This window comes from Nocardia sputi, from assembly GCF_023501985.1.
The window spans coordinates 334601-360306 of record NZ_JAMFLC010000002.1; the positions used below are offsets into that span (position 1 = coordinate 334601).

The following is a 25706-nucleotide window of genomic DNA, read 5'->3' on the forward strand; positions in this document are numbered from 1 at the left end:
GAGGCGCTGCATGAGCAGCGGCCGTAGTCCGGAGTTACGTGGTGATCTTCGCGTCACGTCGTCCGGCGACTCCGGGCTCACCGGTAGCGCTTCGACCGGCGCGAAACCCGCGATAGCGAGCAGGCCGGGTCGCTCGCCGGTTATCGCATGCCTTTGACCCGCCGTCCCAGCTCGCGGGTGACCTCTCGCTCGGCGGTGCGCCGGGCCAAGTCTTGGCGCTTGTCGTAGTCCTGCTTGCCCTTGGCCAGCGCCAACTCGACCTTCACCTTGCCGTCGGAGAAATACATCGACAGCGGCACCAGCGTCTGGTTGCCCTCCCGGGACTTGCCGACCAACCGCTCGATCTCGCGCTTGTGCAGCAGCAACTTGCGCACCCGGCGGGGCGCGTGGTTCGTCCAGGTGCCGTGGCTGAACTCGGGGATGTGCAGCCCACGCAGCCACACCTCGCCGTTGTCCACCGTCGCGAAGGCGTCGACCAGCGAGGCCTTGCCCTCACGCAGGCTCTTCACCTCGGTGCCGACCAACGCGATCCCGGCCTCGTAGATGTCCAGGATCGTGTAGTTGTGCCGCGCCCGGCGGTTGGTCGCGATGACCTTGCGCCCCTGTTCCTTCATAACGGTCCACTTTAAGTGACCCGGCAACCGGATTATTCCCGCAGGTCGCCGACGCGCTACCCGCCTTGGCGCAGCACTATGTAGAGAGCGAGGACGGCGAGGAACGCGACGAGCAGCGCCACCGTCGACATCCGCGGGACGCCGGACCGGTGCGGCGCCGGGCGGCGGCGCAGCCACACGCTCTCTACCGACGGATCGGTCCTGCCGCGCACGTACGGTGGCGCGTCCGGGGCCTCACCCCCGATAGAGCCGGTTGAAACTTCGTCGTCCGCATCGCTGGAACCCTCACCCGGTGCCATAGCCTGCACGGTAACCGCCACGACGGCGACACGCCGCAATTACCGCTAGGCGCAATGGAGTTGGAACTCAGCCCAAGCGCCGCCGGAAAACCTCGGTGGACCCACCGGTCGCCAGGTCGACCGTGTGCACGCCCAACTCGGCCCGGCCTTCGGTGAGCTCGAGGATCATGAATCCCAACTCGTGATAGGTCTCGTACAACGCGCTGTGACCGGCACTCGCGGCAAGTCGCGGTTCGGGGCCGACGGTCTTCGCGGCGGCACCGGACACGATCTGCCTGGTTCCCTTCGACGCCGCCGTGGGTTCGAGAACCTGCAGCGAGTGGTCGTGGCCGGACAGAATGAAGTGGCACCGGCCGACCACATGGTCTTCGATGAAGCGTTGCACGTGCACGCCGTTGATCGGCTCCAGCGACAAGCCCTCGTAGCGGCCTGCGTCGCCATGCGGGCCGTTGCTCAGGTAGGGCTGGTGGGTGCAGGCGATCTTCCACGTGGCGGGCGACTCGGCGATGGCGCGGTCGAGCCAGTCGCGTTGCTCGTTCATGAACTGGCCGTCGACCGCCCAATAGGGCGAGAACACCGGCGGCACGTAGGCGGCCAGCGGATTGACGTCGAGAACGAAGAACTCGACGACGGGGTCGGGCTCCGGGATCCGCACCGAGTAGTAGCGGCTCGGCATCCACCAGCGCCGCGAGACGGCGTGGTACTCCACCTCCGCGTTGCCGCGCAGCAGCCACCCGCCGTCACCACCGAGCACGGAGCTGTTGTCGTGGTTGCCCAGCACCATCAGCCACGGGAAATCCAGTCCGGCGTTGGGGTTTTCGAATTTGTCGGCGAACTGGACATCGGCCGCGTCGACGGGACCGTGCTCGTAGATGTTGTCGCCGAGGCCCAGGGCCAGCGAGACCGGCTCACGGCCGTGACACGCGCGCATGGCGTCGGCCACCGCCCACTGGGCGCGGGCGCCGGTGCCCGCGTCGCCGGTCAGCAGTACCCGCACCCGGCGCTCGGTCGGGAAGGGGAACTTGCTGACTCCCTCGGCGACCGGCACCGCATGCGCGGGCGTACGGCCGACCAGCGTGGCCCCGGCCGCGAGGGTGGCGGCGCCGACCAGGAATTCCCGGCGCCCGATCGTCTCGCCCGCACTCACATGTCCTCCAGGGTATTCGGCGGTCCTGCCCGGCGACCATCCTCGCCCATCGGCGATCCGCGCGGCGGAGGGCTCATGCCGCTGTGAGCACTTCGAGCACCTGTTCCCCGTATTTCGCGAGTTTGTTCTCGCCGACACCGCTGACACCGCCGAGCTCGGCCAGGCTGGCCGGCTTGCGTGCCGCGATCTCGCGCAGGGTGGCGTCATGGAAGACGACGTAGGCGGGAACGCCCTGTTCCTTCGCGGTCGCCGCGCGCCATTCGCGCAGCTTCTCGAACAGCGGCAGATCGGTCTGTGTGAGGTCGGCGGCGGCCGCCTTGGCGGCCTTCGCCGCCCGCGCGTGCTTGATCGCGCGTTCGGGCTCGCGGCGCAGGAGCACTCGGCGACCGTCGAACAGCACTTCACTGCTGGCCTCGGTGAGCGTCAACACCCCGTAGTCGCCGTGGACGGCCAGCAGCCCATGGGCCAGCAGTTGCCGCACCACCCCGCGCCATTCCGTGTCGCGCAGGTCGGTGCCGACGCCGAAGACTTTCAGCTCGTGGTGGTCGTGCTGCAGAACCTTGGGATTCTTCTTGCCGAGCAGGATGTCCACGATGTGGCCCGCGCCGAAGCTCTGGCCGCGTTCCCGCTTCAGCCGCAGCACCGCGGACAGCAATTTCTGCGCGGCCACGGTGCCGTCCCAGGATTGCGGCGGGGACAGGCAGGTGTCGCAGTTGCCGCAGGGCAGGCCGGGCTCGCCGAAGTAGGCGAGCAGTTGGGTGCGCCGGCAACCGACCGTCTCGCAGAGCGCGAGCATCGCGTCCAAGTGCAGCTGCAGCTGGCGCCGGTGGGCGGCGTCGCCCTCGGAGGCGTCGATCATCTTGCGCTGCTGCACCACGTCGTTGAGGCCGTAGACCATCCACGCCGTCGAGGGCAGCCCGTCGCGGCCGGCGCGGCCGGTCTCCTGGTAGTAGCCCTCCACCGATTTCGGCAGGTCGAGATGGGCGACGAAGCGCACATCGGGCTTGTCGATGCCCATGCCGAAGGCGATGGTCGCCACGACGACCAGCCCGTCTTCGCGCAGGAAGCGCGACTGGTTCGCCGCACGGGTGCGATTGTCCAAGCCGGCGTGGTACGGCACCGCGGAGATGCCGTTCTCGGTGAGGAACGCCGCGGTCTTCTCCACCGAGTTGCGCGAGAGGCAGTAGACGATGCCCGCGTCTCCCGCGTGCTCGGTGCTGATGAATTCCAGCAGCTGACGGTCGGGACGGTTCTTCGGCTCGATCCGGTACTGGATATTGGGCCGGTCGAAGCTGGACACGAAGCGGCGGGCGCCGCCGAGATCGAGACGTTGGATGATCTCGTCGCGCGTCTTCTCGGTAGCGGTCGCGGTCAGCGCGATCCGCGGCACCTCCGGCCATCGCTCGTGCAGCATGGAAAGGCCCAGGTAATCCGGCCTGAAGTCGTGACCCCACTGGGACACGCAGTGCGCTTCGTCGATGGCGAACAGCGCGACCTTGCCACGATCCAGCAGTTGCGCGGTCGAATCCAGGCGCAGCCGCTCCGGCGCCAGATACAGCAGATCGAGCTCGCCCGCGACGAACTGCGCTTCGACGGTCCGCCGCTCATCGGGGTACTGGGTGGAGTTGAGGAATCCCGCGCGCACGCCCAGAGCGCTGAGCGCGTCAACCTGGTCCTGCATGAGAGCGATGAGCGGTGAGACCACCACACCGACACCGGGGCGCACCAGAGCGGGCACCTGGTAGCAGAGCGACTTGCCGCCGCCGGTCGGCATGAGCACCAGCGCGTCGCCGCCGTCGATCACGTGCTGCACGATCGCGCGCTGGTCGCCGCGGAAGCTGTCGTAACCGAAGACCCGGCGTAGAACATCTTGCGCCGCAACGGATCCGGAGTCCGAACCGGAAGCGTCTTCGATCGCCACAGTCGCGAAATCATCGGGGGGAGTCACCCGGCCCATCCTACGAGCGCTCGGCCAGGGCGGTAGGGGTCCGGTTCGGCGTTCGTCCTGCTGAACCGCCGAGTTCTCCACATGTGGACAACCGAGAAAGGGTGTGGTGGATCACGGCTCGCTGACCTCGAATTTTCTCCGCTCGTGCGGAAATATCAGGCCTTCCCGCTCCATCAAGCGCTGTTATGTTGTCGCTCATGGCAACAGGGAGAGGGATCCGGGCGCGTGCGGCGATGCTCACCGCCGCCGTGGTCGCCGGAGTCGCCGGAGTCGCCGTGGTCACCGGGGCGATGCCGACAGCGCGAGCGGAGACATTTCCCACGATGTGCTCGGACGGCTGGGAGACCACGACAGTCGTCGAAGGCGTCGGCAATCTGGAGAATCTGGATTCCGACGGGCAGGGCGGTTTCTACGTCACCGGGCTGATGGACGGCTACCTGGCCCACGTCGACCGTGCCGGACGGATGGAGAAGCTGGTCACGGACGTGCACCGGCCCGCGGGCGTGCGCGTCGCGGGACGCTACGTCTACTTCCTCACCGGAGACGGGCTCAGCGAACCGCCCGGCACACTCCAGCGCTACGACACCGAGACCGGGGCGGTGCGCGTCCTGCTGACCGGGCTGAACGGGCCCAATGGTCTGCTGTTGCTGCCGGACGGCAGCCTGCTGTTCACCACGATCGGGCTGGGCGGTCCGAGCGGGATCTCCCGCTACTGGCCCCAGACGAGCGAGTACGAGCGGGATTGGGCGATCCTGCCGCCTTCCAACGGCCTCGCGCTGGCCGCGGACGGCGAATCGGTTTACGTCGACACCATGACGCTGCAGATACTCCGCGTCCGACTCGATGATCCGTCGCGTCCCACGGTCGTCTCCGGCATCCCGGACCTGGTCGCCCTGCCCGACGATATGGAGGCCACCCGAGCGGGCGCGCTCTTCGTCGCCGATCACGTCCTCGGCGCCGTCTACCAGGTGGATACGAACACCAGGGCCACGTGCGCGATCATCACCGGCTTGATCAAACCCGGCCCGCTGCGCGACCCGCCGGACGGCGCGACTTCGGTCCGCATCGACCGCGACGGGAATTCCTGGGCGCTGTTCGTCACCAGCATGGACGGCTCTCTGCGCCGCCTGCGCCCACCAGCGGGCATCGATCTGACTCCAGCGACTCCGGCGCGGGCGGGATAGACCGAAAGGCATTCCAGGAACGCGCAGCATCTCCGACATGAACCGCCGCGCGATCCGCGAACGACGCCCACGAGCGCCGCGGACTCCAGCTGCGCAACGCCGACAAGGTGAAGGTGCGCCGGTACGGCAACGCCGTCACCCCGCCAGTGGCGGAAATTCTCATCTCCGCGCTCGTCGAGGCGATCACCGGTGAAGGGCTCGACCGCTGAGTCAGCAACGGACAGTGGTCACTTGCCGCCTGATCCGCCGACGGCTGTCGGCCCGTCGGCGACAATGCCTCTCGTGGGAAACCTCGCGACATCGGCCTAATGGGCCGACAAGGCGGCCGGAACGGCGGAATCCGTACGCAACCACTGGGTCCGCGCGCGGACTACCCCGTCTGTGGGCGACCGGTTGAGTGGCAGGGTGAGCGCAACGTATCAGTGGTGGGAAGTGCCTACTGTGGGCAGGAGGCCGGGTTGCGGTGAGGGTCGGCTCGGCTGGACCGACCGGGCTTTGAAGAACGGTTGGTGGCGCGATGGGTTTCTACGACTGTAGTTGCATGATCACCGGTGTCAGTCTGATGCCTGTTGACGCCACCCTGGTCGTGCTTCAACGCGTCGGCGGAAACTACCTGCCGATCACGCTGGGCATCGCGGGCACCTACGACCGACTCGGCGGGATCGACGGCGTCCGCGAGGACCTCGATACCGAACTCGTTGTGCGCTACTTCCTCGACCGGTATCGCGACGGCAGATTCTTTGCAAAAGATCAGACCAGCACCTTCGACGGTGACGCACTCACCTCCGACAGCCACATCGAGGAGCTGCTGCAGCTCATCGAACGCACCCACCTGGCAATCGAATACGACAACATCCCCGCGTCGACCGTGCTGGACGGCGACATGGTCGTCTTCGCATTGATCGCGCAACCTGTCTGGGATGCCATCGTCGACAGAGCCCCTGTACCGGACCGGTCACCGGAGCGTCAGGCCGAGCGGGTCTTCGGCCCGGCATCGACAGCCGCCGAGATCTATGAAGGTCGGCTTCCAGAACTGGCGACCTCTCTCGGCCAGCTGGCCGCGGTCAACGACTTCGTCGAAGCCCACGGGCTGCGCTGGGCTCCCGCACCTGAGCCGTCGCAGCGGTACCCGGACGGTTACGGCTACCAACACGGCGACGAAATCAAGGAATTCCTCGACCGGGCCAAACGCGACTATCGGGACGACCCGGTCATTTCGGCTGGCCTGGCCGCCTATGAACAGTCGATCGACTGGGTCGTCGAAGAACTCGACCGGCAAGTCGACGACCACGCCGTGGCACCTCAGCCCACATCCGCGACAGCAGCCGACCTCCTCGAGGTGCCCGTCCACAAGCCGATACAGTATGCAGTCCGTATCCACCGCGACGAGCCCGATCAACCCTGAGTGGCGGGTTCGTAGTCGCGGACGCAGCGGCGGTGTTTGCTGATCCAGGGCTCTCGGGCTTTCGCGGCCCGGCATCCAGGCCGAAGACGATCATCGCGAACGCGCGCCGCCGCGGCCCGCAGCAGGGCACGCTGCTCGGTGGACCGAGGGTGCGGGGGTTGATCGGCTCCACCACCACCCGCGGTGTGGCGGGGGCGCCCAAGCCGAAGCGTGCGTATTCGGTGTGGGTGAGGCTTCGTCGGCGGGAACCGACCTGGGTTCGTGCTCTGGCAGTGCGAACGGCGTCCGGCCCCGGCGAACTGCGGACCGAAACGAAGCCGAGTGTTCACTCGCGAGAATGTCGGTGCCGGTGGCTACTGTGCGAGCATGCGCAGCAGAATTGCCGAGTTCACTTACGACCGTATTCAAGTCGGCGACATCGCGCTGAACGTCGCCGTGGCCGGCTCCGGTACACCGGTCGTGCTCTTGCATGGATTCCCGCAGACACATCTGGCTTGGCGTCATGTCGCCGCCGACCTGGTGCGAGATCACCGGGTGATCTGTCCGGATCTGCGTGGCTACGGTGAAAGCGACAAGCCTGCCGATATACCCGGCGAGGACACCTACACCAAACGAACGATGGCCACCGACATCGTTGAACTCATGCGGTCGTTGGGCCACCCCCGATTCGCCCTGGTCGGCCACGACCGAGGTGGGCTCGTCGCCTTCCGCGCAGGGCTGGATCACCCGGAGACAATCAGCCACTTGGCAATCCTCGACGTCCTACCGGCAGCCGACATGTGGGCCACCCTGCACGGGACCGCAGGGATCTTCGCCTTTCACCTCTACCTGCTCGCCCAACCCGGCGATTTCGCCGAGCGAATGATTCGAGCTGATCCCGAGGCGTTCTTCGGGCACTTCCTCGACACCTGGGCGCACAACCACGACGCGATCCCCGCCGATATCCGTTCCGAATACCTGGACGCCGCCCGCCACGACGACGCGATCACCGCGGTCTGCGCCGACTATCGCGCGAGCGCTTACGCCGACAACCTCCATGACGAGGCCGATCGCCTTGCCGGTCACCGCCTGACCATGCCGGTCACTGCCCTCTGGCAAGACCCCGGCGACCTCGCCCTCCCCTTCGACCCCGAGGCCATCTGGTGCTCATGGACAACAGATCTACGCACCGCGACAGTGAATTGCGGCCACTTCCTGCCCGAAGAGCGGCCCGAAGCCGTCATCGAAGCGGTGCGCGAACTTATCGACTGAGACTCCCGTTGACAGGCGGCCTACTACTCACGACCTTTCCCAGATTGCGAACCGAAAAGAAGCTGGGCCCAGCTCAGTTGCCACCCCGACGATCAGGTGCTTCCACCGGGTGCCCCATGAGCTGGCGGGCGAGCATGGCGTAGCCGACCGCAGTTTCGTCACTAAGGGCCGAACGTGATCGACAGGTGCAGAGGGTCGGCGTTTGTCGACAGCGCTTCTTGGAGAACAAGATCACTGCGGATGTGCTCGAACTTGGACGCCGAGCAGACCCCGATGCCAAGCCAGGTGGTGGACAACACCGACGAAGCGCGAGTACACCGCCCGATGCACGGGCACCGAAACCAGCAGCAAGCGGCGTCAGCCCCGCAGGCGGTCGAGGACGTTCTCGTGGAGCAAACCGTTGGTGGCGATGGCGTCGCCACCATGCGGACCGGGTGCGCCGTCCAGCGCAGAGAAGCGCCCGCCCGCTTCGCGGACGAGGATGTCCAGCGCGGCCAGGTCCCACAGGGAGACCTCCGGTTCGGTGGCGATGTCGACGGCGCCTTCGGCGAGCAGGCAGTAACTGAGGAAGTCGCCGTAGCCGCGCACGCGCCACACGTCGTCGGTCAGGGCGAGGAAATGCTCGCGCAGTCCGCGCTCGCGCCAGCCGGAAAGACTGGAGAACGCCAGGCTGGCCGAACCCAGCTCGCCGACGGCGGAGACCGAAATCGGCTCGGCCACCTGCCCTTGGAAGCTCGACCACGCCCCCGATCCCGCGGCGGCCCACCAGCGTCGGACCAAGGCGGGGGCGCTCACCACACCGACGACCGGCTCCCCGTCTTCCAGCAGCGCGATCAGCGTCGCCCAGATGGGCACCCCGCGCACGAAGTTCTTGGTGCCGTCGATGGGGTCGACCACCCACTGGCGTCCGCTGAACTCGGCGGCCCCGCCGAATTCCTCACCCAGCACCGCGTCGCCGGGCCGGGCTTCGGACAGCACCTGCCGAATCGCCTGCTCCACGGCCAGGTCGGCGTCGGACACCGGCGTCAGGTCCGGCTTCGCGTCGACTTTCAGGTCCAGCGCACCGAAACGGTCCCGGGTGATCGCGTCGGCGGCATCGGCCAGCCGCAGGGCGAGTTCCAGATCGGAGGAGTACACAGCCACACTCCGCACCTTATCGGCCGCCCGGTCGCGCCGATGGGCAGCGGCGCCGACCCGGCACTCATCCCACGGTTTCCAGCGACCGCGCCGCGGCCAACGCGCTCGCCCACCAGTGCAGCTGGTCGAGCAGCGCCGTCGCGGCGGCGGCGGGCTCTTCGGGTTCCAGCAACCGTCCCTCTGCGTCGAAGAGCAGGTAGTAGCGCGGGAACGACACATAGTTGCGGACGGTGTGCGCGTTGAGTTCGTTGAAGATCTGCCGCAGGTGCTCGATGGCCAGCAAGCCACCGGAGGCTCCGCTGTAGCCGACGAAACCGATCGCCTTCGCGTCCCACTGCGTGAAATGCCAGTCGATGACGGCCTTGAGCGAGGCCGGGATGCTCCGGTTGTAATCGGGCGTCACGATGACGAAGGCATCAGCTGCCGCGAGTCGGCGGCTGAGGTCGGTCATTCCCTCGGGGCGCTGCGGATCCGGGTCGAGCGCCGGGGGCACCGCGGGCAACTCCAGGGGGATGTGCGCCTCGGCCAAGTCGATGACGTCCACCTCGAACACACCGTGCCGCCGCGCCTGCTCGGTGAACCAGGTCGCGACGACGGGCCCGAAACGTCCCTCCCGGACGCTGCCGATGATCACCGCGAGCTTCAGGGGGGTGCTGGACATGCTGTTCCTCCTCGGATCACAAAGCGGCCCGGACGAGCCGCGTCAACCCAATCTGCTGTCCGGCGCGCGAAGCAGGGAGACCGCCGTGAGAGTGGTAGTGACAGGGACACCCTTCAGGCGTTTCGCCTTGTTAGGTTCGAAAGGTGAGCGACAACGAACTCGGGCTGTTCCTGCGCACCCGCCGCGAAGCGGTGACGCCCGCTCAGGTCGGCCTGCCCACCGGTCCGCGGCGGCGTACGCCAGGTTTGCGCCGCGCCGAGCTGGCCACCTTGGCCGGTGTGAGCGTGGAGTACGTCACTCGTCTCGAGCAGGGTCGCGACCGGCGTCCCTCGCCCCCGGTGCTTTCCGCGCTCGCGGACGCGTTGCGTTTGAGCCCCGCCGAGCGCATCCACCTGCACAGGTTGACCAAGTCGGTGGACAGCGGGTTCACCTGCATGGGCGACGCGCAACCGCTCCGCGAGGTGCGGCCGACGGTGCGCGCGATCATGGACCGGCTCGAACCCGCGCCCGCCGTGGTGGTCAACCGCCTCACCGAGGTTCTGGCCTACACCGACGGCTACCACCGGCTGATGGCGCCCACCGGCCTCTTCGACGGACCCGACGCCCCGCCGAATCTGGCGCGCTTCGTCTTCCGCGTGCCTGCCGCCAGGGCTTGCTACCCGGATTGGGAGCACGTCGCCGACGAGACGGTCGCCACGTTGAAGCAGGGGCCTTTTCGCGCCGATCCGCACATCGCCGGCCTCGCCGACGAACTCACCGTCACTGTGGGCCCGGTGTTCACCGAGCGGGTGAACACCGTGCCGAGCCTGGCCGCCACCAGCGGTATCACCCGCCTCGCCCACCCCGAGGCCGGTGCCCTGCGCCTGGCCTACGAGTTCCTGGAACTCTCCGCCGACGACGACCAGCGAGTGATCGTCTACCTACCGGCCGACGACGCCACCGCCGCCGCCCTCGACACCCTCACCGGACGCCGCCCGGGGGGACTGCGCGCGGTACCGAACTGACCGGCGCCCTCCAGGGCAGAGCCGAGCAGCCTTCCCGCCGGATATTCGTCCACACCCCCTCGCCAGCCGTTCCCGCCAGGTGCTGTCGGGTGCACCCGGTGAATTCGCCACCGGCATATCCCACGCCCGCCTCCACGACATCGGCTCTGGCAGCGCGACCACGCGGGCCGCGAGGAGCGAGACCCGAGAACAGCCGCGTTTCGCCGAGCCCAGCTTTTACTCCGGCGGACACCTGAACAGGACGACAGGCCTCCGGCCGTCCGCAGAGCGACCAATTCCAATCACCAACTGCGCCAAGCGCGGTCGCCGTTTAGGGTATGAACCCATGAGGCGTCCGTCACAGCGCACCCACCCGGCGTGGGGTGGAAAGCGAGCGCGCGGCGTCCCGGTGACGCACTCGCTCCGCCCATATACGGCGCTGCCCACCCGCGCCGAGACCGTCCCCGGTCACCCCGCGCGCACTCGTGTGCTGCGGTCACGGAGGGGCAGCTAGGCTTGACCATCGTGCATCCTGACGTTTCCGCTGATCTCGCCGAACTCGACGCCACTTTGAAGACGGTCGAATCGGTCCTCGACATCGACGAGCTGCGTCGTCGTATCGACGAGCTCGAGCATCAGGCCGCGGACCCCGACCTGTGGAACGACCAGGACCACGCCCAGCAGGTCACCAGCGAGCTGTCCCACGCCCAGGGTGAATTGCGCCGGGTCGAGGAGCTGCGGCAACGGCTCGACGACCTGCCGGTGCTCTACGAACTGGCCGAGGAGGAAGAGGGCGAGGCCAGGACCATCGCGCTCGCCGAAGCCGATGCCGAGCGCACCGCGCTGCACGCCGACGTGGAGGCGATGGAGGTCCGCACGCTGCTGTCGGGCGAGTACGACAAGCGTGACGCACTGGTGAACATCCGCTCCGGCGCCGGTGGCGTGGACGCCGCCGACTGGGCCGAGATGCTGATGCGCATGTACATCCGCTGGGCCGACCGGCACAAGTACGGGGTCGAGGTCTACGACACGTCCTACGCCGAGGAAGCGGGCATCAAGAGCGCCACCTTCGCGGTGAAGACGCCCTATGCCTACGGCACGCTGTCGGTCGAGATGGGCACGCACCGGCTGGTGCGGATCAGCCCGTTCGACAACCAGGGCCGCCGCCAGACCTCATTCGCCGAGGTCGAGGTGCTACCTGTGGTCGAGACCACCGACCACATCGAGGTGCCGGAGACGGAGATCCGGGTCGACGTGTACCGCTCCTCGGGCCCGGGTGGCCAGAGCGTCAACACCACCGACTCCGCGGTCCGCATCACCCACCTGCCCACCGGCATCGTGGTCACCTGCCAGAACGAGAAATCCCAGCTGCAGAACAAGATCTCGGCCATGCGGGTGTTACAGGCCAAACTCTTGGAGCGCAAGCGGCAGGAAGAGCGCGCCGAGATGGACGCGCTGAAGACCAACGAGGGCGCCTCATGGGGCAACCAGATGCGGTCCTACGTGCTGCACCCGTACCAGATGGTCAAGGACCTGCGGACGAACTACGAGGTCAACAACCCGTCGGCGGTGCTCGACGGTGACATCGACGGGTTCATCGAGTCGGGTATCCGCTGGCGAATGCGAGAGCAGGCAAGCTAGATGAATGTCGCGGGCATCCAGGCGATCGCTTCCACCGGTTTCACCACGTGGCTACGCGGCTCGGGCCTGGAGATCGTGCTGCTCGTTCTCGGCGCCATCCTGTTCAGCCGGTTCGCCACCTACATCAGGGACCGGGTCACTCGCAGAATCGACGCCGGGTTCCACAGCAGCGACGCATTGGTGCGCACCGAGGCGGCCAAGCATCGTCACGCGCTGGCCCAGGTGATCACGTGGGTGGTACTGACCATCGTCTACGTGCTGATCACCATGGAGGTGCTGCGGCGGCTCGGCTTCGCCGTCACCGGGTTGGTCGCGCCCGCCGCGGTGCTCGGCGCCGCGCTCGGCTTCGGCGCGCAGCGCATCGTGCAGGACATCCTCGCCGGGTTCTTCCTGATCACGGAGCGGCAGTACGGATTCGGTGATGTGGTCCGCATCGCGGTGACTGGAGCCGCAGACCAGGCGGAGGGTACGGTCGAGGACGTCACGCTGCGGATCACCACGCTGCGCAACGCGGACGGTGAGGTGATCACGGTCCCCAACGGGCAGATCGTGAAGGTCACGAACCTGTCGAAGGACTGGGCGCGCGCCGCGATCGACGTGCCGGTGGCCGCGCGCGCTGACATCACCAGGGTCAACGAGATCCTGCACGAGGTCGGTACAAAGGCGTACGAAGACGCTCGCTTGAAGCCGCTGCTGCTCGACGAGCCCACCGTCATGGGTGTGGAAGACCTCACCGTCGACCAGATGAACATCCGAATGGTTGCCCGAACGTTGCCGGGTAAACAATTCGAAGTCGGACGCGAGCTGCGGGTACGTGTCGCCGCGGCGCTGCGCCGGGAGGGAATCAGTGAGACCACGTAGATCCACGGCGATCCTGATGGCAACCTGGGTCGCCACCTTCGCGCTGTACGTATTCGTCAAACCCGACGAAACGACCACCGCTCCGGCCACCCTGGTCAACGCTGTTCCGGCAGCGGTGATCACGGAACCGCCGGGTCGCTGAGCCGAGCGTGACGGGCCGCCGCCGCGCTGTCACCCATGGTTGACGACGCAGTCCGCGCCCGGTTGCTGGTTACACTGGCTCCCCGTGATCACCATGCGGAACGTGACCAAGTCGTACAAGACCTCGACGCGACCCGCGCTGGACGACATCACCGTCGATGTGGGCAAGGGCGAGTTCGTCTTCATCATCGGACCGTCCGGCTCGGGCAAGTCGACCTTCATGCGTTTGCTGCTGAAGGAGGAGGCCCCGACGGCGGGCGAGATCAGAGTCGCCGACTTCCGAGTCGACCGGTTACCCGGCCGCAAGGTGCCCAAGCTGCGCCAGCGCATCGGGTGCGTCTTCCAGGACTTCCGGCTGCTGCAGCAGAAGACGGTGTACCAGAACGTCGCGTTCGCGCTGGAGGTGATCGGCAAGCGACGCCAGTTCATCGACCGCACCGTCCCCGAGGTGCTCGACATGGTCGGCCTCGGCGGCAAGGCCGACCGGCTGCCGACCGAGCTTTCCGGTGGTGAGCAGCAGCGGGTGGCGATCGCGCGGGCTTTCGTGAACCGGCCGCTGGTCCTGCTGGCCGACGAACCGACGGGCAACCTCGATCCCGACACCAGCGGCGACATCATGATGCTGCTGGAGCGGATCAACCGGGTCGGCACCACGGTGGTGATGGCCACACACGACAACCACATCGTCGACGCGATGCGCAGGCGGGTGGTGGAGCTCGATCACGGGCGGTTGGTGCGCGACGAGGCGACGGGCGTGTACGGGGTGGGCCGGTAATGCGCGCGAGCTTCCTGTTCGGCGAGGTCTTCGCGGGTCTACGCCGCAATGTCACGATGACCATCGCGATGATCCTGACCACCGCGGTCTCGCTCACCATGCTCGGCGGCGGCCTGCTCGCGGTGCGCATCGCGGACAAGACCGAGCAGTACTTCCTGGACCGGCTGGAGGTGCGGCTGTACCTCACCGAGGACGTCTCGGCCAACGATCCGGACTGCTCGCAGGACCCGTGCCGGCCACTCATGGCGGATCTGAAGGCGACCAGCGGCGTGGAGGCGGTCCAATTCCTCAACCGCGAGGAAGCGGTCCGCGAGGCCAAGGAGAAGACCTTCAAGGACCAGCCCGAACTGGCCAAATACGTCAGCGAGACGCCGCTGCCCGCGTCGCTGCGCGTGAAGATGGAGAACGCGGAGCTCTACCCCACGATCTACGAGAAGTTCTACGACCGCCCCGGCGTGGGCATGGTGCGCAACGACAAGGACATCGTGGACCGGTTGGTCAGCCTGTTCGACGGATTGCGCAACGCGGCGTTCGGCCTGGCCGTGCTTCAGGCACTGGCCGCGGTGATGCTGATCGCGAACATGGTGCAGATCGCCGCGTTCACCCGGCGCACCGAGGTCGGCATCATGCGGCTGGTCGGCGCGACCCGCTGGTACACCCAGTTGCCGTTCCTGCTCGAGGCCGTGGTCGCCGCGCTGGCCGGCTCGGTACTGGCCATGCTCGGTCTGCTCATCGCCCGCCCGCTGGTGATCGACCGCGCCCTCGGCGACCTGTTCGCCAGCAAGGTCTTCCCGCGCATCACCGGCGACGACATCGCCATGACCGCGCTGGTCATCGCACCGGTCGGCATTGTCTTCGCGGCCATCACGGCGTACGCAACGCTGCGGTACTACGTGCGCGAGTGATCGTCCGAGCCGGTGGCCGCCGAGCCACCGGCTCGACCCGGCCGCAGGCTGCTCAACCCGCCTCGACCTCGAGAACGCCGGTCCCAGCTCGACCAGCAACGCGACCTTTCGACGGCGACGAGCCGACCCTCGGGTACTGCGATCGTCCCGAGCTCACAGCACCAGATCGGTCAGTCGATCCCAGTCGAGTCGGATTCGGATCGGCAGGTCCAGGGCGAAGCCGGTCTGCGGCTTCAGCACGCGGGCGAGGCGGTAATGGCCGACGCTGTGGTCGAGGCCGTAGGTCTCGATGGAGGTCACGTCGGTATCCGACACGCTGACCAGCCAGTACCAGGGAATCCCGGCGGCGGCGTATTCACCCATCTTCTCGAGCCGGTCCGTTTTCACATGACTGGGCGAGATCACTTCGACGGCGATCTTCAGGTGCCGTGCGGGCATCGGCCGGACATCGGCCGGTACGCATTCGAACAGCGCGATGTCAGGACGTCGGATCGTCGCGCGGGGCACTTCCCAGAGCACTACATCGAAATCGTGATTGGCGTCCAAGCAAGCCGAAGGGTCTTCGGCCATGTATTCCCGAGCCGCCACCTCCAACATCGCCAATAGCCGGTGGACGGCTTTCTGGTGCGCCCGTGTCGGCGATTCACAGCGGACCGCGTCTCCGTTCACCACTTCCACCAAACGGCAGAACTCGTCGGGAAGTTCGCGCCAGATGTCGACTGTGATCGGCTCGGGCTGGACGTTGTCCGGCCGGGCCCAGTCGAAGATCGCTGACATGCGTCGGATTGTAGTCACGACTACGCCTTCAGTCGCTGGAGCCGAGCCGCTGCCCCAGTCCCCGATGCCTCCCCAGCCTTCTTCCCCGGATCGCGGATGGTACGGCCATCGCGGCGAGACCGGTAGCCCGGTGTGTGGCGGACGACGGCGGGCCGTCGACTGCCCAGCATTGGGCACTCGTCCAGCAAAGTGCGGATTCCCCGCGTATGCTGCCCCTCGACGCCCTTCTTACTCGGGAGTAAGATAGCCTTACTCCCGAGTAAGATAGCTGGGACGGACCGCACCGAACCCATCCGAGAAAACAGGTGATGATGAGCACTCGAGACAGCGCGACGAAGCGACGTCCGGACACGTCCGCGGTCGGCCTGAACCAACCCAAGCGGGATTGGATGGGCGCGGCGATGCGGGTTATGACGACCCTCACCGGGTCGGAACTCGCCGAGAAATACAACCTGCGCAAGCCGATCGAGCGCGTCACCTACGAGGGCACCAGGACCGGTTTCCGCACACTGGGCGCCGCGACCCGCGCGTTCGCCAGGGTCGCGGGCACCGGCGCGCCGAAGCGCCTGGCCGCCAACGAAGCGAAGAACAAGGATTTCTTCGACCTGACACCCTCTGACGAACAGCAGATGATCGTCGAGACGGTGAAGGAGTTCGCCGCCGAGATCCTGCGCCCGGCCGCCTACGCGGCCGACAACGCCGCCGAGGCCCCCCGCGATCTGCTCGAGCGCGCCGCCGAGCTGGGCATCACCCTGATCAACGTTCCCGAGGAACTCGAGGGTGCGGCCTCGGAGCGCGGCGCGGTGACCAACTCCCTGGTCGCCGAGGCACTCGCGCACGGTGACATGGGTCTGGCCCTGCCCATCCTGGCGCCCAGCGGCGTCGCGGTCGCGCTCGCGCAGTGGGGCAGCGACGCACAGCAGAAGACCTACCTGCCGTCGTTCACCGGTGAGAACGTGCCGCAGGCCTCGGTCGTGATCAGCGAGCCGCGCGCCCTGTTCGACCCGTTCGCGCTGGAGACCAAGGCGGTGCGCTCGCCGAGCGGCTACCGCATCTCGGGTGTGAAGAGCCTGGTGCCCGCCGCAGCCGACGCCGAGCTGTTCTTGGTCGCCGCCGAGCTCGACGGCCGCCCCGCGCTGTTCATCATCGAGTCGGACGCGCCCGGCCTGGTGGTGGAGGCCGACCCGAGCATGGGTCTGCGCGCCGCCGGCCTGGGCCGGCTGATCCTGGACAACGTCGCCGTCGGCGCCGACGCCATCCTGGGCGACGGTGACGCCACGACCCGCGCCGAGGAGTACGCCGACGCGGTGCGCCTGGCTCGCCTCGGCTGGGCTTCGCTCGCCGCGGGCACCGGCCGGGCCGTGCTGGACTACGTGATCCCGTACGTGAACGAGCGGGAAGCGTTCGGCGAGCCGATCTCGCATCGTCAGGCGGTGGCCTTCATGGTCGCCAACATCGCGATCGAACTCGACGGCCTGCGGCTGGTGACCCTGCGCGGCGCTTCCCGCGCGGAGCAGGGCCTGTCCTTCGGCCGGGAGGCGGCGCTGGCCCGCAAGCTCGCCACCGACAAGGGCATGCAGATCGGCCTCGACGGCGTGCAGCTGCTCGGCGGTCACGGCTTCACGAAGGAACACCCGGTCGAGCGCTGGTACCGCGACCTGCGGGCCATCGGCATCGCCGAAGGTGTCGTGCTCATCTAACCGGCTCGTTCCGTTTTCCAGGAGAACTTCCCCATGATCAACCTCGAACTCCCCAAGAAGCTGCGGGCAAGCGCGAACCAGGCGCACCAGGTCGCGCAGGAGATCTTCCGCCCCATCTCGCGCAAGTACGACCTCGCCGAGCACGAGTACCCGGTCGAGCTGGACACCATGGCCGCCATGGTCGAAGGCCTGGCCGACTCCGGCACCCAGAAGATCGGCGGCGCCGCCGGTGGCCGGTCCGACGACAGCAAGACCGACAGCCATGCCACCGAACTGCTCGGCAACACCAACGGCGGCAACATGTCCGCGCTGCTGAACGCGCTGGAGACCTCCTGGGGCGATGTCGGCCTCATGCTGTCGATCCCGTACCAGGGTCTCGGCAACGCGGCCATCGCCGCCGTCGCCACCGACGAGCAGCTCGAGCGCTTCGGCAAGGTGTGGGCCTCGATGGCGATCACCGAGCCGTCCTTCGGTTCCGACTCCGCCGCCGTGTCCACCACCGCCGTACTCGACGGCGACGAGTGGGTGCTCAACGGCGAGAAGATCTTCGTCACCGCGGGCCAGCGCTCGACCCACATCGTGGTGTGGGCGACGGTCGACAAGAGCCTCGGCCGCGCGGCGATCAAGTCGTTCGTCGTGCCGCGCGACGCTCCCGGGCTCTCGGTGGCGCGGCTCGAGCACAAGCTCGGCATCAAGGCCTCCGACACCGCGGTACTGCTGTTGCAGGACTGCCGCATTCCGAAGGACAACATCCTCGGCAGCCCGGAAGTCAACGTGGAGAAGGGTTTTGCCGGGGTCATGCAGACCTTCGACAACACCCGTCCGCTCGTCGCCGCGATGGCGATCGGCGTCGCACGCGCCGCGCTGGAAGAGCTTCGCTCGATCCTGACGGCCGCGGGGGTGGAGATCTCCTACGACGTCCCGGCCAACAACCAGCACGCCGCCGCCGCCGAATTCCTGCGGATGGAAGCCGATTACGAGGCTGCCTACCTGCTCGCCCTGCGCGCGGCGTGGATGGCCGACAACAAGAAGCCCAACTCGCTCGAGGCCTCCATGTCCAAGGCGAAGGCGGGCCGCACCGGCACCGACGTCACCCTGAAGGCCGTCGAACTGGCCGGCGCCATCGGCTACTCGCAGCGCACGCTGCTGGAGAAGTGGGGCCGTGACTCCAAGATCCTGGATATCTTCGAAGGCACCCAGCAGATCCAGCAGCTCATCGTGGCGCGCCGCGTTCTGGGCAAGACCAGCGCAGAGCTGAAATAGGCTGATAGACAACGGAAAATCGGTGCGAGTCCACTCATCTACTCGCACCGGTTTTTCGTGTCCGGTTTCGGCTCATCGGTCTACAGTTCGCTCAGGCCGCCTGTAGGCCGTCATCGCCGGGAAGCTCCCAGATTCGTGCCGCCTCATCCACGGCCTGACGAGCACGCTCATGGCTGGACGGAAGCAGGTGCGTATAGACGCGGAGAGTGAAGCCAGGGACCTCGTGTCCGAGGTAGTCAGCCAACTCTTCGACCGACAGGCCCCGCGACAGCAGCTTGGACGCATACAGGTACCGGAGCCCGGAGTGAATCCCGTCGGCTCGGTTCTGGTAGTCCAATCCCGCTTTGCCGAACGCTGGCTTCCACACGATCTCGCCCGAACAGATTCCCGTTCATCGCGCTGCCTCGCTCGCTGACGAGCAGCAGCCGGACCGTGACCGGATCACCATCGGCCGAGCCCCACGGCAGCGTGACCGAACCGAGTCTCGCCAGAGAAGCTCGCGTCGGGAAGCCAGGCGTCGCCGGTGAAGGTCGTTCCGATGAACCTGGCCACGCGTGAATCTCCCCGGTCCTGACTCCCCTGGCACACACGCCGACCACCGCCTCGTCGAACCCGGCCGCACGATCGCCTGGGGCCTGTCTGGGAAGAGTCCGCTGAGCTGCCGCAAATGAGGTATCAGCTGGTCGGTGCGCTCGATCCCCGCCAACGAGGGCTTGACAGATCCATCAACTGCAGTACGTTTCGGAGACACACAATGATGTGTGTGGAGGAGTAATCGCTCATGACCGCTCAGTCACTCGGCCACGTAACTGTCCTCAACGGCAGTAGCCTGTTCAGGCCGATCGCGGAGTGCCTGGCTGGAGAACTGGTACGGCGGGGCTCGGCCCGGATCGACCACCCGCAGGAGATGGAAGCGGACGAATACGCTGCCTTCAGCCCGGATTCAGCCCGGACTACGACCAGGATGAGCCTGTACACCTTGAACGACCCTGCCATCGAGGACGCAGTCTTCAGGCGTATGTCCAGCTGTCGTATCTGCGGCAGCGGCAAAACACTGCTGTCCTTTTTTGTCGCGCTAGGTAAGGCGAAAGAACAAATAGCGGAATCAAGGGCCACAGGCTCGGTGGAAGCGACAGACGCCACGGATCGAGTGTCGTGCCTCGGGTGTGGTGCCGAACCTGCTCTGCTGTCTGTTGTCCGAGCTCTCATCGCCGACACCGCATGGTTCGAGGATGCTCAACTCACGGCCCGAGCACTCACACGGGCCGAGCGCCCCGGCACAGCGCGCGGAATCGCCCGTGTTTCCCGACTCGCCGATTTCGCTGCGGGCGACGGCCGCATAGACTCGAAGTCCCTCCCTTTCTTGACCGGAAAAGGGGAGCCGGCGGCCTACCGCGAGAGGTACGATGAGTATCGAAAATATCTGGCGGCCAATGGTTTTCCGGGAGACGATTCAGCCGCGACGACCCGTCATTACTACCTGCTGAACGGCGGTGTCAGATACGGGCGGGAAGGTGCACTGGCCGGTGCGCGTTTGATGACTGCGGCAACTGCACACGACGGCGTCGAAGTGTCCGAAGCGGACATCCCCTTCCATGAACACCGTGCCGCAGAGACTCTGGACGCCACGACGGCTCCGACGAAACTCATGCTCGTTTGCTGGATCGTCAGGGCTGCGATCTGGGCCGCTGTAGTCAGGAATGCGAACACTGGGTCGCTCCCCTCCGCGAAGGAAAGGCCCCGACCGTACAACCGTGAACTCGAAGCCTTCAGTAGCGTTCGCCGCCTCACCTTTTCCATGCCGTACCACTGGCGAACAGTGCCCCATCGGACCGATGACAATCTGCCGGAAAGCAGCGTCGACCCCACCGCGGCCGGAACCTGCGCTCGGTGTGTCGCCGTTCTGGACGCGCTGTCGTACTGGCAGAACGATCTGAGCGGCTGCTATGTGGATCTGCTTACACCACCCAGCGAGCTGAATGAACTCGTGTTCAGACGGATCGTGCGGCCGAGGGGAGAGACGATCACCTTCGCCCGTGAACTCGCCCACTACTGGGACACGGTGACCTCGTGCCCGTGTGAGAAGGACGTCGACTGGAATGACGCGGTTTTCCTCACCGCAGGCTCGGCCGCATTCTGCTGGCTGGACCCCCGATACTGCGCCACCCTCAACGCGCATCGGGCGAACAACGCGTCCTCGGACTACGTGACGGTCCCCGAGAGAGGGTACAGCATCAGCTATCTCGTAGCTTCGGGGACCAGGAGGATCTGGCCCTATGGGCCTGGCCAGGACACCGACGAAGGGGTCAGAAGGAGTGTCGTCGCAGCACTCGAGCGCGCCTACGCAGGAATCGAATATCAGCGGGAAAAGCTTCCGGAATGCGTGGACGCCTATGAATTGTTCCTGCCTGTACAGGATCCGGGTTCCACGGCTCACCCCGAAATCGACGCACTCCTGCATGAACTGGCCGACACCGTGCGGTACGTGTACGGCCTCGTCCGCACAGGCCTGCGGGAATGCCGAGGAGCTGGCTGCACAACCTGTCTCGAGCTGGATCAACAAACGATCATAGCCGGTGGAAAATCCGAGATGACGCTTATGAAGATCGCCGCCACCGAGGAGAGGCGCACTGGAGACCGGGTGGTGGCAATGTACAGCGGTATTTTGGGCTGGTTATTCGAGTACGTAGGGCAAATGACCCACAGATCGTTGGCTACGGTGCTCGCACCGTAGCCCGCTTTATGCTTAGGAGGCCGACAGTGGGCGCATCCGGCACAGCCTCGCCTGATTCTGCCAATATGGCTGGAGCTAAGGAGCACCGTGCGATCCCGCGCGCGCCGGGCAGGATCCCGCTGATCGGCCACTTACGTCCGCTGCTCCGTGATCCATGGACCTTTCTGGCCTCCTTACCGAAACTCGACAGTGGTCTGGTCCGTGTCCAATTCGGACCTGTCACCGTCGTCGTTGTCTGCGACCTTGAACTGACCAATCAAGTGCTGCGCCAGGATCGAGTATTCGACAAAGGCGGGCCGTTATTCGATGTTGCCCGCACGATGTTCAGAGACAACGTACTCACCGTGCAGCATGATTCGCACCGCCGGTATCGCCGGTTGATCCAGCCAAGTTTCCACCACGGGCGATTGCCCAATTATGCGGACGTTATGAGCCGGGAGATCAGTGCCGTCACCACGCAATGGCAGGACGGCGCTTACGTCGATATACTGTCCGAATCACTGCGAATCACCGCGCGCACGTTTTTGGCGACTATGTACTCCGGTGCATTGCCACCCATGGTGCTGGATCGCACGCTGGCCGATATGACCATCCTCATCGGGGATATATATCGGCAATTGCTGACACCGGCGCCGCTGCGCAGGCTGCCGACACCAGCGAATCGGCGATATCAGCGGGCCCGCGCGGGTTTTCGTGCGACCATGAATACCGTCCTGGCGCAGCGCCGCGCTGATGATGTCGACCGCGGTGACCTGTTGTCCACGTTGCGGGCAGCGGCGGGCGAAGACGAACCGCTGACCGACGCCGAGATCTGCGACCAACTCACCATCTTCTTCGTGGCGGGGACCGAGACCACCGCGAGCGCCTTGGCGTGGTCTCTGCACCTCGTTGCCCTGCACCCGGATATCGAGCAACGGCTGCACACCGAGGTGGACCGAGTTCTGCAAGGGGACGCGGCGCAGTTCGGGCATTTGCCAGCCCTCCAACTCACCCGACATGTAGTGACAGAAGCGCTGCGCCTGTACACGCCGGGCTGGCTACTCACTCGTACGATTACGACGGACACCCAACTCGGTGGTTACGCACTGCCCCGCGGTACAGCATTGGTCGTCAGCCCCTATCTCATCCACCACCGTGAAGATCTGTACGTCGACCCGGAAAAGTTTGATCCCGACCGTTGGGACACTCCAGGCAGAATTGGCGTCAGTGGCGCATTTCTCCCCTTCGGCAGAGGACCTCGCGGGTGTGTAGGCGAATCTTTCGCGCTGACGCAAGCAACGCTGGCTTTGGCTACCATCATCGCTCGCTGGCGGCTACGCCATCGCACCGGCGCACGCGTTCGTCCGGCAATCTCAGCAGCTCTTGCGCCCAAGGGTCTGCACATGCAGGTCGCCACCCGTGTTCGAGGACGATCTCGCTGACCTCAGCCGCACACACTCATCGAGAACGCACCCTGGTTGCGCCGCCGCGACGAGAACTCCACATGGGCAGTTGATAGACGTTGCCAGCAACATTTTTCGACGCCAGCACAGGTATGGACCTGGGACCGGATGGCCCGTAGCCTTCGCACCCATGTGGAGCATCGTGCCTATCTCGATCGTCAGTTGTTTCGTGATCGCCGCCGGATTCGCGTGGGGGCTGCCCAAGGATTGAGGTGCCGTCGCGAACCCTCCGAGTGATCAGTCCTGCGGGGTCATGTCTCGGCGAGCGAGCCGGCGAGCGGTGAGATCGGCCGTCCACAGGGGCTGGAGCATATGCCAGTCGGCTGGGTGCGCGGCGATACCCGCGGCGAATCGGTCGGCCAGCGCCTGCGTGGTCGAGTGCACGCCACCGCTGGTGTCGATTGGGGAATCCACGTGGAATCCCCAGCCGTCAGGGGTGTACCAGCAATGCACGGGAAGCAGCGGCGCGCCGGTGTCGATGGCCAGCCGCGCCGGGCCGGCCGGCAGCCGAGCGGGTTCACCGAAGAAGGTGACCGGTACACCGGCGCCGGACAAGTCGCGTTCACCCAGCAGCCCGACTATCCTTCCCTGCCGGATTCGGGCGACCAATTGCGGGAACGGTGGCTCCGCGCCGCCAGTGAGCGGGATGATCTCGAATCCCAGGCCTTCGCGAAAGCGGACGAAGCGCTGGAACAACGATTCCGGGGCGAGTCGCTCCGCCACGACCGTCGGCGAGCCCACGCGCTGCACCAGCCACACTCCCGCGAGGTCCCAATTGCCGCTGTGCGGCAGGGCGAGCACCGCACCGGTGCCGCGTTCGACCGCCCGGTGGATGTGTTCCAGCCCGGTGGCCGAGGATTCGATGACGTCGGCGAGTCGCACCGGGTCCATCGACGGCAGCCGAAAGGCTTCCCGCCAGTAACGGGCGTAGGACCGCAGGCTGGCACGGATCAATGTGTGCGGGACCTCCGCCGGTGGAACACCGAGTACCCTGGACAGGTTGCGGCGCAACTGGTTCGGTCCACCATTCCGGGCCGCGCGGTCGGCTCCCGCTTCGAAGAGGCGGACAGCCAGTGGTTCCGGCAGAGCGCGCACCAGCCGCCAGCCGGCGGCGTAACCGAGATCCCATGCCCGGGCGGCCGGATGCACCGCTTGCCTACCGGCTTCGACCGGCGTCTTCGTCGGTCGCCACCGAAGGCGTTGCGGTGACGGCGTCGCTGAATACAGGCAGACGAACCGCCTCGGGGTGCGGCGCGCCGACATCGACCGGCTCACTGGGATGGCTGAACAAGTCAGGTGCGGGCTGGTTACTTCGATGCATTTCTCGGATTCTCCGCTCACTCGCGATCGATGACGCCCGATTGGATGGCTTGCCGTATGGACCCGGTCTAGCCGCCGCCGCAGATTCGGCGGCCGCCTCGAAAGTCCCACACTACCCTCGATCGGACCATACGGAACGGTCGTATCGGAGAAATGCCCCCTTGACAAGCACGCCGCTGCGTCGACGAGTCAACGACATGATCACGCCATTCGGCGCTCACCCCGTGGACAGGCGCGCATCGAGCGGGCAGCCTGACGCCCTGTCGCTGGATCGACGAATCAGTGGACGTATGCACTCGAGCTGCACCAGAACCGGCTTCCGCCGTCCCGGGAGCCGGAGCTTTCGGTTTGTCGGAGGTCAGGTACTTCCGTAGCTTGTGGATTCGTGAGTCTGGAAGACCGAGTCGCCGAATTGGAATGGCGGCTCAGCGCACTGGAAGAAGCGGTATGGCCGGAGAACCTCCCGCCGGAGACCGATCATCATTGGGCGGTGACGCGCCTGCGGGAGGAGTTCGCGGCAGCCGACGAGCCCAACGGCGGTGTCGTCTTCGCGGGCACGGTCCGCCTGCCCAACGACCAGCAGCGTGAGTGGCAGGCCCGGTTCACCACCGGCGACCTCATCGAGGACGACTGGGCCGAGACCGCGGAATGCCTTGCCGCGCTGGGCAGTCCGGTGCGGCTGCGCCTGCTGCGCGAGATCATGGGCGGGCGCAGAACGGCCGCCGAGCTGGCCGGGGTGGAAGGGGTCGGCACCTCCGGCCAGATCTATCACCACCTGCGTCAACTGGCGGCGGTCGGCTGGCTGCACACCGCGGGCCGCGGGCGATTCGAGGTCCCCGCCGCCCGGGTGGTACCCCTACTGGTCGCCCTGGCCAGCGCCCGGCGCTGAGTCCGGCGCCGCTGCGGCCGCGACATACCCGGCGGTGGCGAGCAGTCCGCCGATCTGCTCGTAGGTCGCCCGCTCGCGGGGCGCGATCGTCGCCAGGCCGTCCACGTAGCGGTTGAACATGCAGAACGCCGCGGCGATGAGGACCGCGTCGTGGATGTCCTCGTCCTTCGCGCCCGCGGCACGTGCGTGCTCGATGTCCTCCCCGGTCACGTCGAGCCCCGACCGGCGCACCTTGTCCGCGATCCGGAGCAGCGCACGAAGTTTCGCACCGATCGCGGCGGAGTCCACGTCCTCGATCACCGCGTCGATCAGCTCGCGCCCGCCGTCCACCAGCGCCGCCGCGGTCGCGGCATGCGACTGCGTGCAGAAGTAGGTCTCGTTGCGCGAAGAGACGTACGCGGCAATGGTTTCGCGCTCGCCCGGGGTCAGCGGCGAGGGCCCGCGCAACAGCGTCTGGGCGAACTCGCTCAGCGCCGTGCCGGTCGACGGTTTGAAGGCGAACAGGCCCCGGATGCCGGGCAGATCGCCGGGGACGTCGATGAACGGCGCGCGGTCTTTCGGATCGGGCATATGACCGCATCTCCCTTCGAGCGGTTTCGAGACGTTGCGAGGGTAGCGCTACCGGCCGG

At 66.6% G+C, this 25706-nt stretch carries 24 protein-coding genes; 14 read left to right on the forward strand and 10 right to left on the reverse strand.

Translation table 11 applies throughout. The features are described from left to right. Positions 1-140: 140 nt before the first annotated feature. The 4 genes from smpB to recQ form a co-directional block, all read right to left on the reverse strand. On the reverse strand, positions 141-614 hold the full coding sequence (smpB, locus tag M8859_RS04155; RefSeq protein ID WP_159921005.1) for an SsrA-binding protein SmpB: 474 nt from the start codon (positions 612-614) through the stop codon (positions 141-143). A gap of 56 nt (positions 615-670) precedes the next feature. Beyond that, a complete protein-coding gene (locus M8859_RS04160) occupies positions 671-913 on the reverse strand; it encodes a WLR motif membrane protein (RefSeq protein ID WP_159921003.1) in 243 nt (80 codons plus the stop codon). Between the two features lie 67 nt (positions 914-980). Next, on the reverse strand, positions 981-2060 hold the full coding sequence (locus M8859_RS04165; protein WP_159921001.1) for a metallophosphoesterase: 1080 nt from the start codon (positions 2058-2060) through the stop codon (positions 981-983). 73 nt (positions 2061-2133) lie between these two features. Further along, a complete protein-coding gene (gene recQ, locus M8859_RS04170) occupies positions 2134-4008 on the reverse strand; it encodes a DNA helicase RecQ (protein WP_240679451.1) in 1875 nt (624 codons plus the stop codon). 197 nt (positions 4009-4205) lie between these two features. Here recQ and M8859_RS04175 point away from each other — a divergent pair, with 197 nt between their 5' ends. From M8859_RS04175 to M8859_RS04185, 3 genes are all read left to right on the forward strand, one after another. Continuing rightward, complete coding sequence (locus M8859_RS04175) at positions 4206-5192, forward strand: NHL repeat-containing protein (protein WP_249643877.1); 987 nt, start codon at positions 4206-4208, stop codon at positions 5190-5192. Positions 5193-5709: 517 nt separating this feature from the next. After that, positions 5710-6597: a hypothetical protein gene (locus M8859_RS04180; RefSeq protein ID WP_500797148.1), complete on the forward strand. Its 888-nt coding sequence runs from the start codon at positions 5710-5712 to the stop codon at positions 6595-6597. A gap of 366 nt (positions 6598-6963) precedes the next feature. Continuing rightward, on the forward strand, positions 6964-7848 hold the full coding sequence (locus M8859_RS04185) for an alpha/beta fold hydrolase (RefSeq protein ID WP_195069405.1): 885 nt from the start codon (positions 6964-6966) through the stop codon (positions 7846-7848). A 357-nt stretch (positions 7849-8205) separates the two neighbouring features. On the opposite strand, the gene hisN is transcribed toward M8859_RS04185, so the two are convergent. Together hisN and M8859_RS04195 are read right to left on the reverse strand one after the other, a co-directional pair. Then, a complete protein-coding gene (gene hisN / locus M8859_RS04190) occupies positions 8206-8991 on the reverse strand; it encodes a histidinol-phosphatase (protein WP_159920991.1) in 786 nt (261 codons plus the stop codon). 58 nt (positions 8992-9049) lie between these two features. After that, positions 9050-9646 (reverse strand): NADPH-dependent FMN reductase, encoded by a 597-nt coding sequence (locus tag M8859_RS04195; protein WP_159920989.1) that lies wholly within the window; start codon positions 9644-9646, stop codon positions 9050-9052. A gap of 143 nt (positions 9647-9789) precedes the next feature. Here M8859_RS04195 and M8859_RS04200 point away from each other — a divergent pair, with 143 nt between their 5' ends. The 6 genes from M8859_RS04200 to ftsX all read left to right on the forward strand — a co-directional run bounded on the left by M8859_RS04200 (position 9790) and on the right by ftsX (position 14952). Beyond that, entirely contained in the window at positions 9790-10650 is an 861-nt protein-coding gene (locus M8859_RS04200) for a helix-turn-helix transcriptional regulator (protein WP_195069406.1), read from the forward strand. A gap of 504 nt (positions 10651-11154) precedes the next feature. Further along, entirely contained in the window at positions 11155-12270 is a 1116-nt protein-coding gene (gene prfB, locus M8859_RS04205; RefSeq protein WP_159920985.1) for a peptide chain release factor 2, read from the forward strand. Then, positions 12271-13131 carry a mechanosensitive ion channel family protein gene (locus M8859_RS04210; RefSeq protein WP_195069407.1) on the forward strand — a complete coding sequence of 287 codons (861 nt, stop codon included), beginning with the start codon at positions 12271-12273 and terminating at the stop codon, positions 13129-13131. Between the two features lie 16 nt (positions 13132-13147). After that, the gene (locus M8859_RS36770; RefSeq protein WP_255466107.1) at positions 13148-13273 is read left to right on the forward strand and encodes a hypothetical protein; all 126 of its coding nucleotides are present in this window, start codon (positions 13148-13150) and stop codon (positions 13271-13273) included. A gap of 84 nt (positions 13274-13357) precedes the next feature. Then, positions 13358-14047: a cell division ATP-binding protein FtsE gene (gene ftsE, locus M8859_RS04215; RefSeq protein ID WP_159920981.1), complete on the forward strand. Its 690-nt coding sequence runs from the start codon at positions 13358-13360 to the stop codon at positions 14045-14047. After that, positions 14047-14952 carry a permease-like cell division protein FtsX gene (ftsX, locus tag M8859_RS04220; protein WP_159920979.1) on the forward strand — a complete coding sequence of 302 codons (906 nt, stop codon included), beginning with the start codon at positions 14047-14049 and terminating at the stop codon, positions 14950-14952. The genes ftsE and ftsX overlap by 1 nt, the downstream gene beginning before the upstream one ends. 153 nt (positions 14953-15105) lie before the next feature. Here the strand turns inward: ftsX and M8859_RS04225 are convergent, their stop codons facing one another. Continuing rightward, entirely contained in the window at positions 15106-15729 is a 624-nt protein-coding gene (locus M8859_RS04225) for a Uma2 family endonuclease (protein WP_195069408.1), read from the reverse strand. 305 nt (positions 15730-16034) lie between these two features. Here M8859_RS04225 and M8859_RS04230 point away from each other — a divergent pair, with 305 nt between their 5' ends. Further along, positions 16035-17429, forward strand: coding sequence for an acyl-CoA dehydrogenase family protein (locus M8859_RS04230; RefSeq protein WP_370523768.1), 1395 nt, complete (start codon positions 16035-16037; stop codon positions 17427-17429). A gap of 33 nt (positions 17430-17462) precedes the next feature. Continuing rightward, positions 17463-18692 (forward strand): acyl-CoA dehydrogenase family protein, encoded by a 1230-nt coding sequence (locus tag M8859_RS04235; RefSeq protein ID WP_159920973.1) that lies wholly within the window; start codon positions 17463-17465, stop codon positions 18690-18692. A gap of 91 nt (positions 18693-18783) precedes the next feature. On the opposite strand, the gene M8859_RS04240 is transcribed toward M8859_RS04235, so the two are convergent. Next, the gene (locus M8859_RS04240) at positions 18784-19059 is read right to left on the reverse strand and encodes a site-specific integrase (RefSeq protein ID WP_159920971.1); all 276 of its coding nucleotides are present in this window, start codon (positions 19057-19059) and stop codon (positions 18784-18786) included. A 414-nt stretch (positions 19060-19473) separates the two neighbouring features. Here M8859_RS04240 and M8859_RS04245 point away from each other — a divergent pair, with 414 nt between their 5' ends. Both M8859_RS04245 and M8859_RS04250 read left to right on the forward strand, forming a co-directional pair. Beyond that, positions 19474-21426 (forward strand): hypothetical protein, encoded by a 1953-nt coding sequence (locus tag M8859_RS04245; protein ID WP_249643878.1) that lies wholly within the window; start codon positions 19474-19476, stop codon positions 21424-21426. 65 nt (positions 21427-21491) lie between these two features. Continuing rightward, a complete protein-coding gene (locus M8859_RS04250) occupies positions 21492-22847 on the forward strand; it encodes a cytochrome P450 (protein WP_159920967.1) in 1356 nt (451 codons plus the stop codon). 258 nt (positions 22848-23105) lie between these two features. Here M8859_RS04250 and M8859_RS04255 read toward each other — a convergent pair whose 3' ends face one another. Then, positions 23106-24017, reverse strand: a complete 912-nt coding sequence (locus M8859_RS04255) for a phosphatidylinositol mannoside acyltransferase (protein ID WP_223521331.1) — start codon at positions 24015-24017, stop codon at positions 23106-23108. 556 nt (positions 24018-24573) lie between these two features. Here M8859_RS04255 and M8859_RS04260 point away from each other — a divergent pair. Further along, positions 24574-25077, forward strand: coding sequence for an ArsR/SmtB family transcription factor (locus tag M8859_RS04260; RefSeq protein ID WP_159920963.1), 504 nt, complete (start codon positions 24574-24576; stop codon positions 25075-25077). Here M8859_RS04260 and M8859_RS04265 read toward each other — a convergent pair. Then, complete coding sequence (locus M8859_RS04265; RefSeq protein WP_159920961.1) at positions 25045-25647, reverse strand: carboxymuconolactone decarboxylase family protein; 603 nt, start codon at positions 25645-25647, stop codon at positions 25045-25047. The genes M8859_RS04260 and M8859_RS04265 overlap by 33 nt on opposite strands. Positions 25648-25706 lie beyond the last annotated feature (59 nt).

Coding starts and splice junctions, on each gene's coding strand:
- M8859_RS04245 (WP_249643878.1), top strand. CDS start 19,474: ATGACCGCTCAGTCACTCGGCCACGTAACTGTCCTCAACGGCAGTAGC.
- M8859_RS04180 (WP_500797148.1), top strand. CDS start 5,710: ATGGGTTTCTACGACTGTAGTTGCATGATCACCGGTGTCAGTCTGATG.
- ftsX (WP_159920979.1), top strand. CDS start 14,047: ATGCGCGCGAGCTTCCTGTTCGGCGAGGTCTTCGCGGGTCTACGCCGC.
- M8859_RS04225 (WP_195069408.1), bottom strand. CDS start 15,729: ATGTCAGCGATCTTCGACTGGGCCCGGCCGGACAACGTCCAGCCCGAG.
- M8859_RS36770 (WP_255466107.1), top strand. CDS start 13,148: ATGGCAACCTGGGTCGCCACCTTCGCGCTGTACGTATTCGTCAAACCC.
- M8859_RS04160 (WP_159921003.1), bottom strand. CDS start 913: ATGGCACCGGGTGAGGGTTCCAGCGATGCGGACGACGAAGTTTCAACC.
- M8859_RS04250 (WP_159920967.1), top strand. CDS start 21,492: ATGGCTGGAGCTAAGGAGCACCGTGCGATCCCGCGCGCGCCGGGCAGG.
- M8859_RS04210 (WP_195069407.1), top strand. CDS start 12,271: ATGAATGTCGCGGGCATCCAGGCGATCGCTTCCACCGGTTTCACCACG.
- M8859_RS04185 (WP_195069405.1), top strand. CDS start 6,964: ATGCGCAGCAGAATTGCCGAGTTCACTTACGACCGTATTCAAGTCGGC.
- smpB (WP_159921005.1), bottom strand. CDS start 614: ATGAAGGAACAGGGGCGCAAGGTCATCGCGACCAACCGCCGGGCGCGG.
- M8859_RS04195 (WP_159920989.1), bottom strand. CDS start 9,646: ATGTCCAGCACCCCCCTGAAGCTCGCGGTGATCATCGGCAGCGTCCGG.
- M8859_RS04175 (WP_249643877.1), top strand. CDS start 4,206: ATGGCAACAGGGAGAGGGATCCGGGCGCGTGCGGCGATGCTCACCGCC.
- M8859_RS04235 (WP_159920973.1), top strand. CDS start 17,463: ATGATCAACCTCGAACTCCCCAAGAAGCTGCGGGCAAGCGCGAACCAG.
- M8859_RS04265 (WP_159920961.1), bottom strand. CDS start 25,647: ATGCCCGATCCGAAAGACCGCGCGCCGTTCATCGACGTCCCCGGCGAT.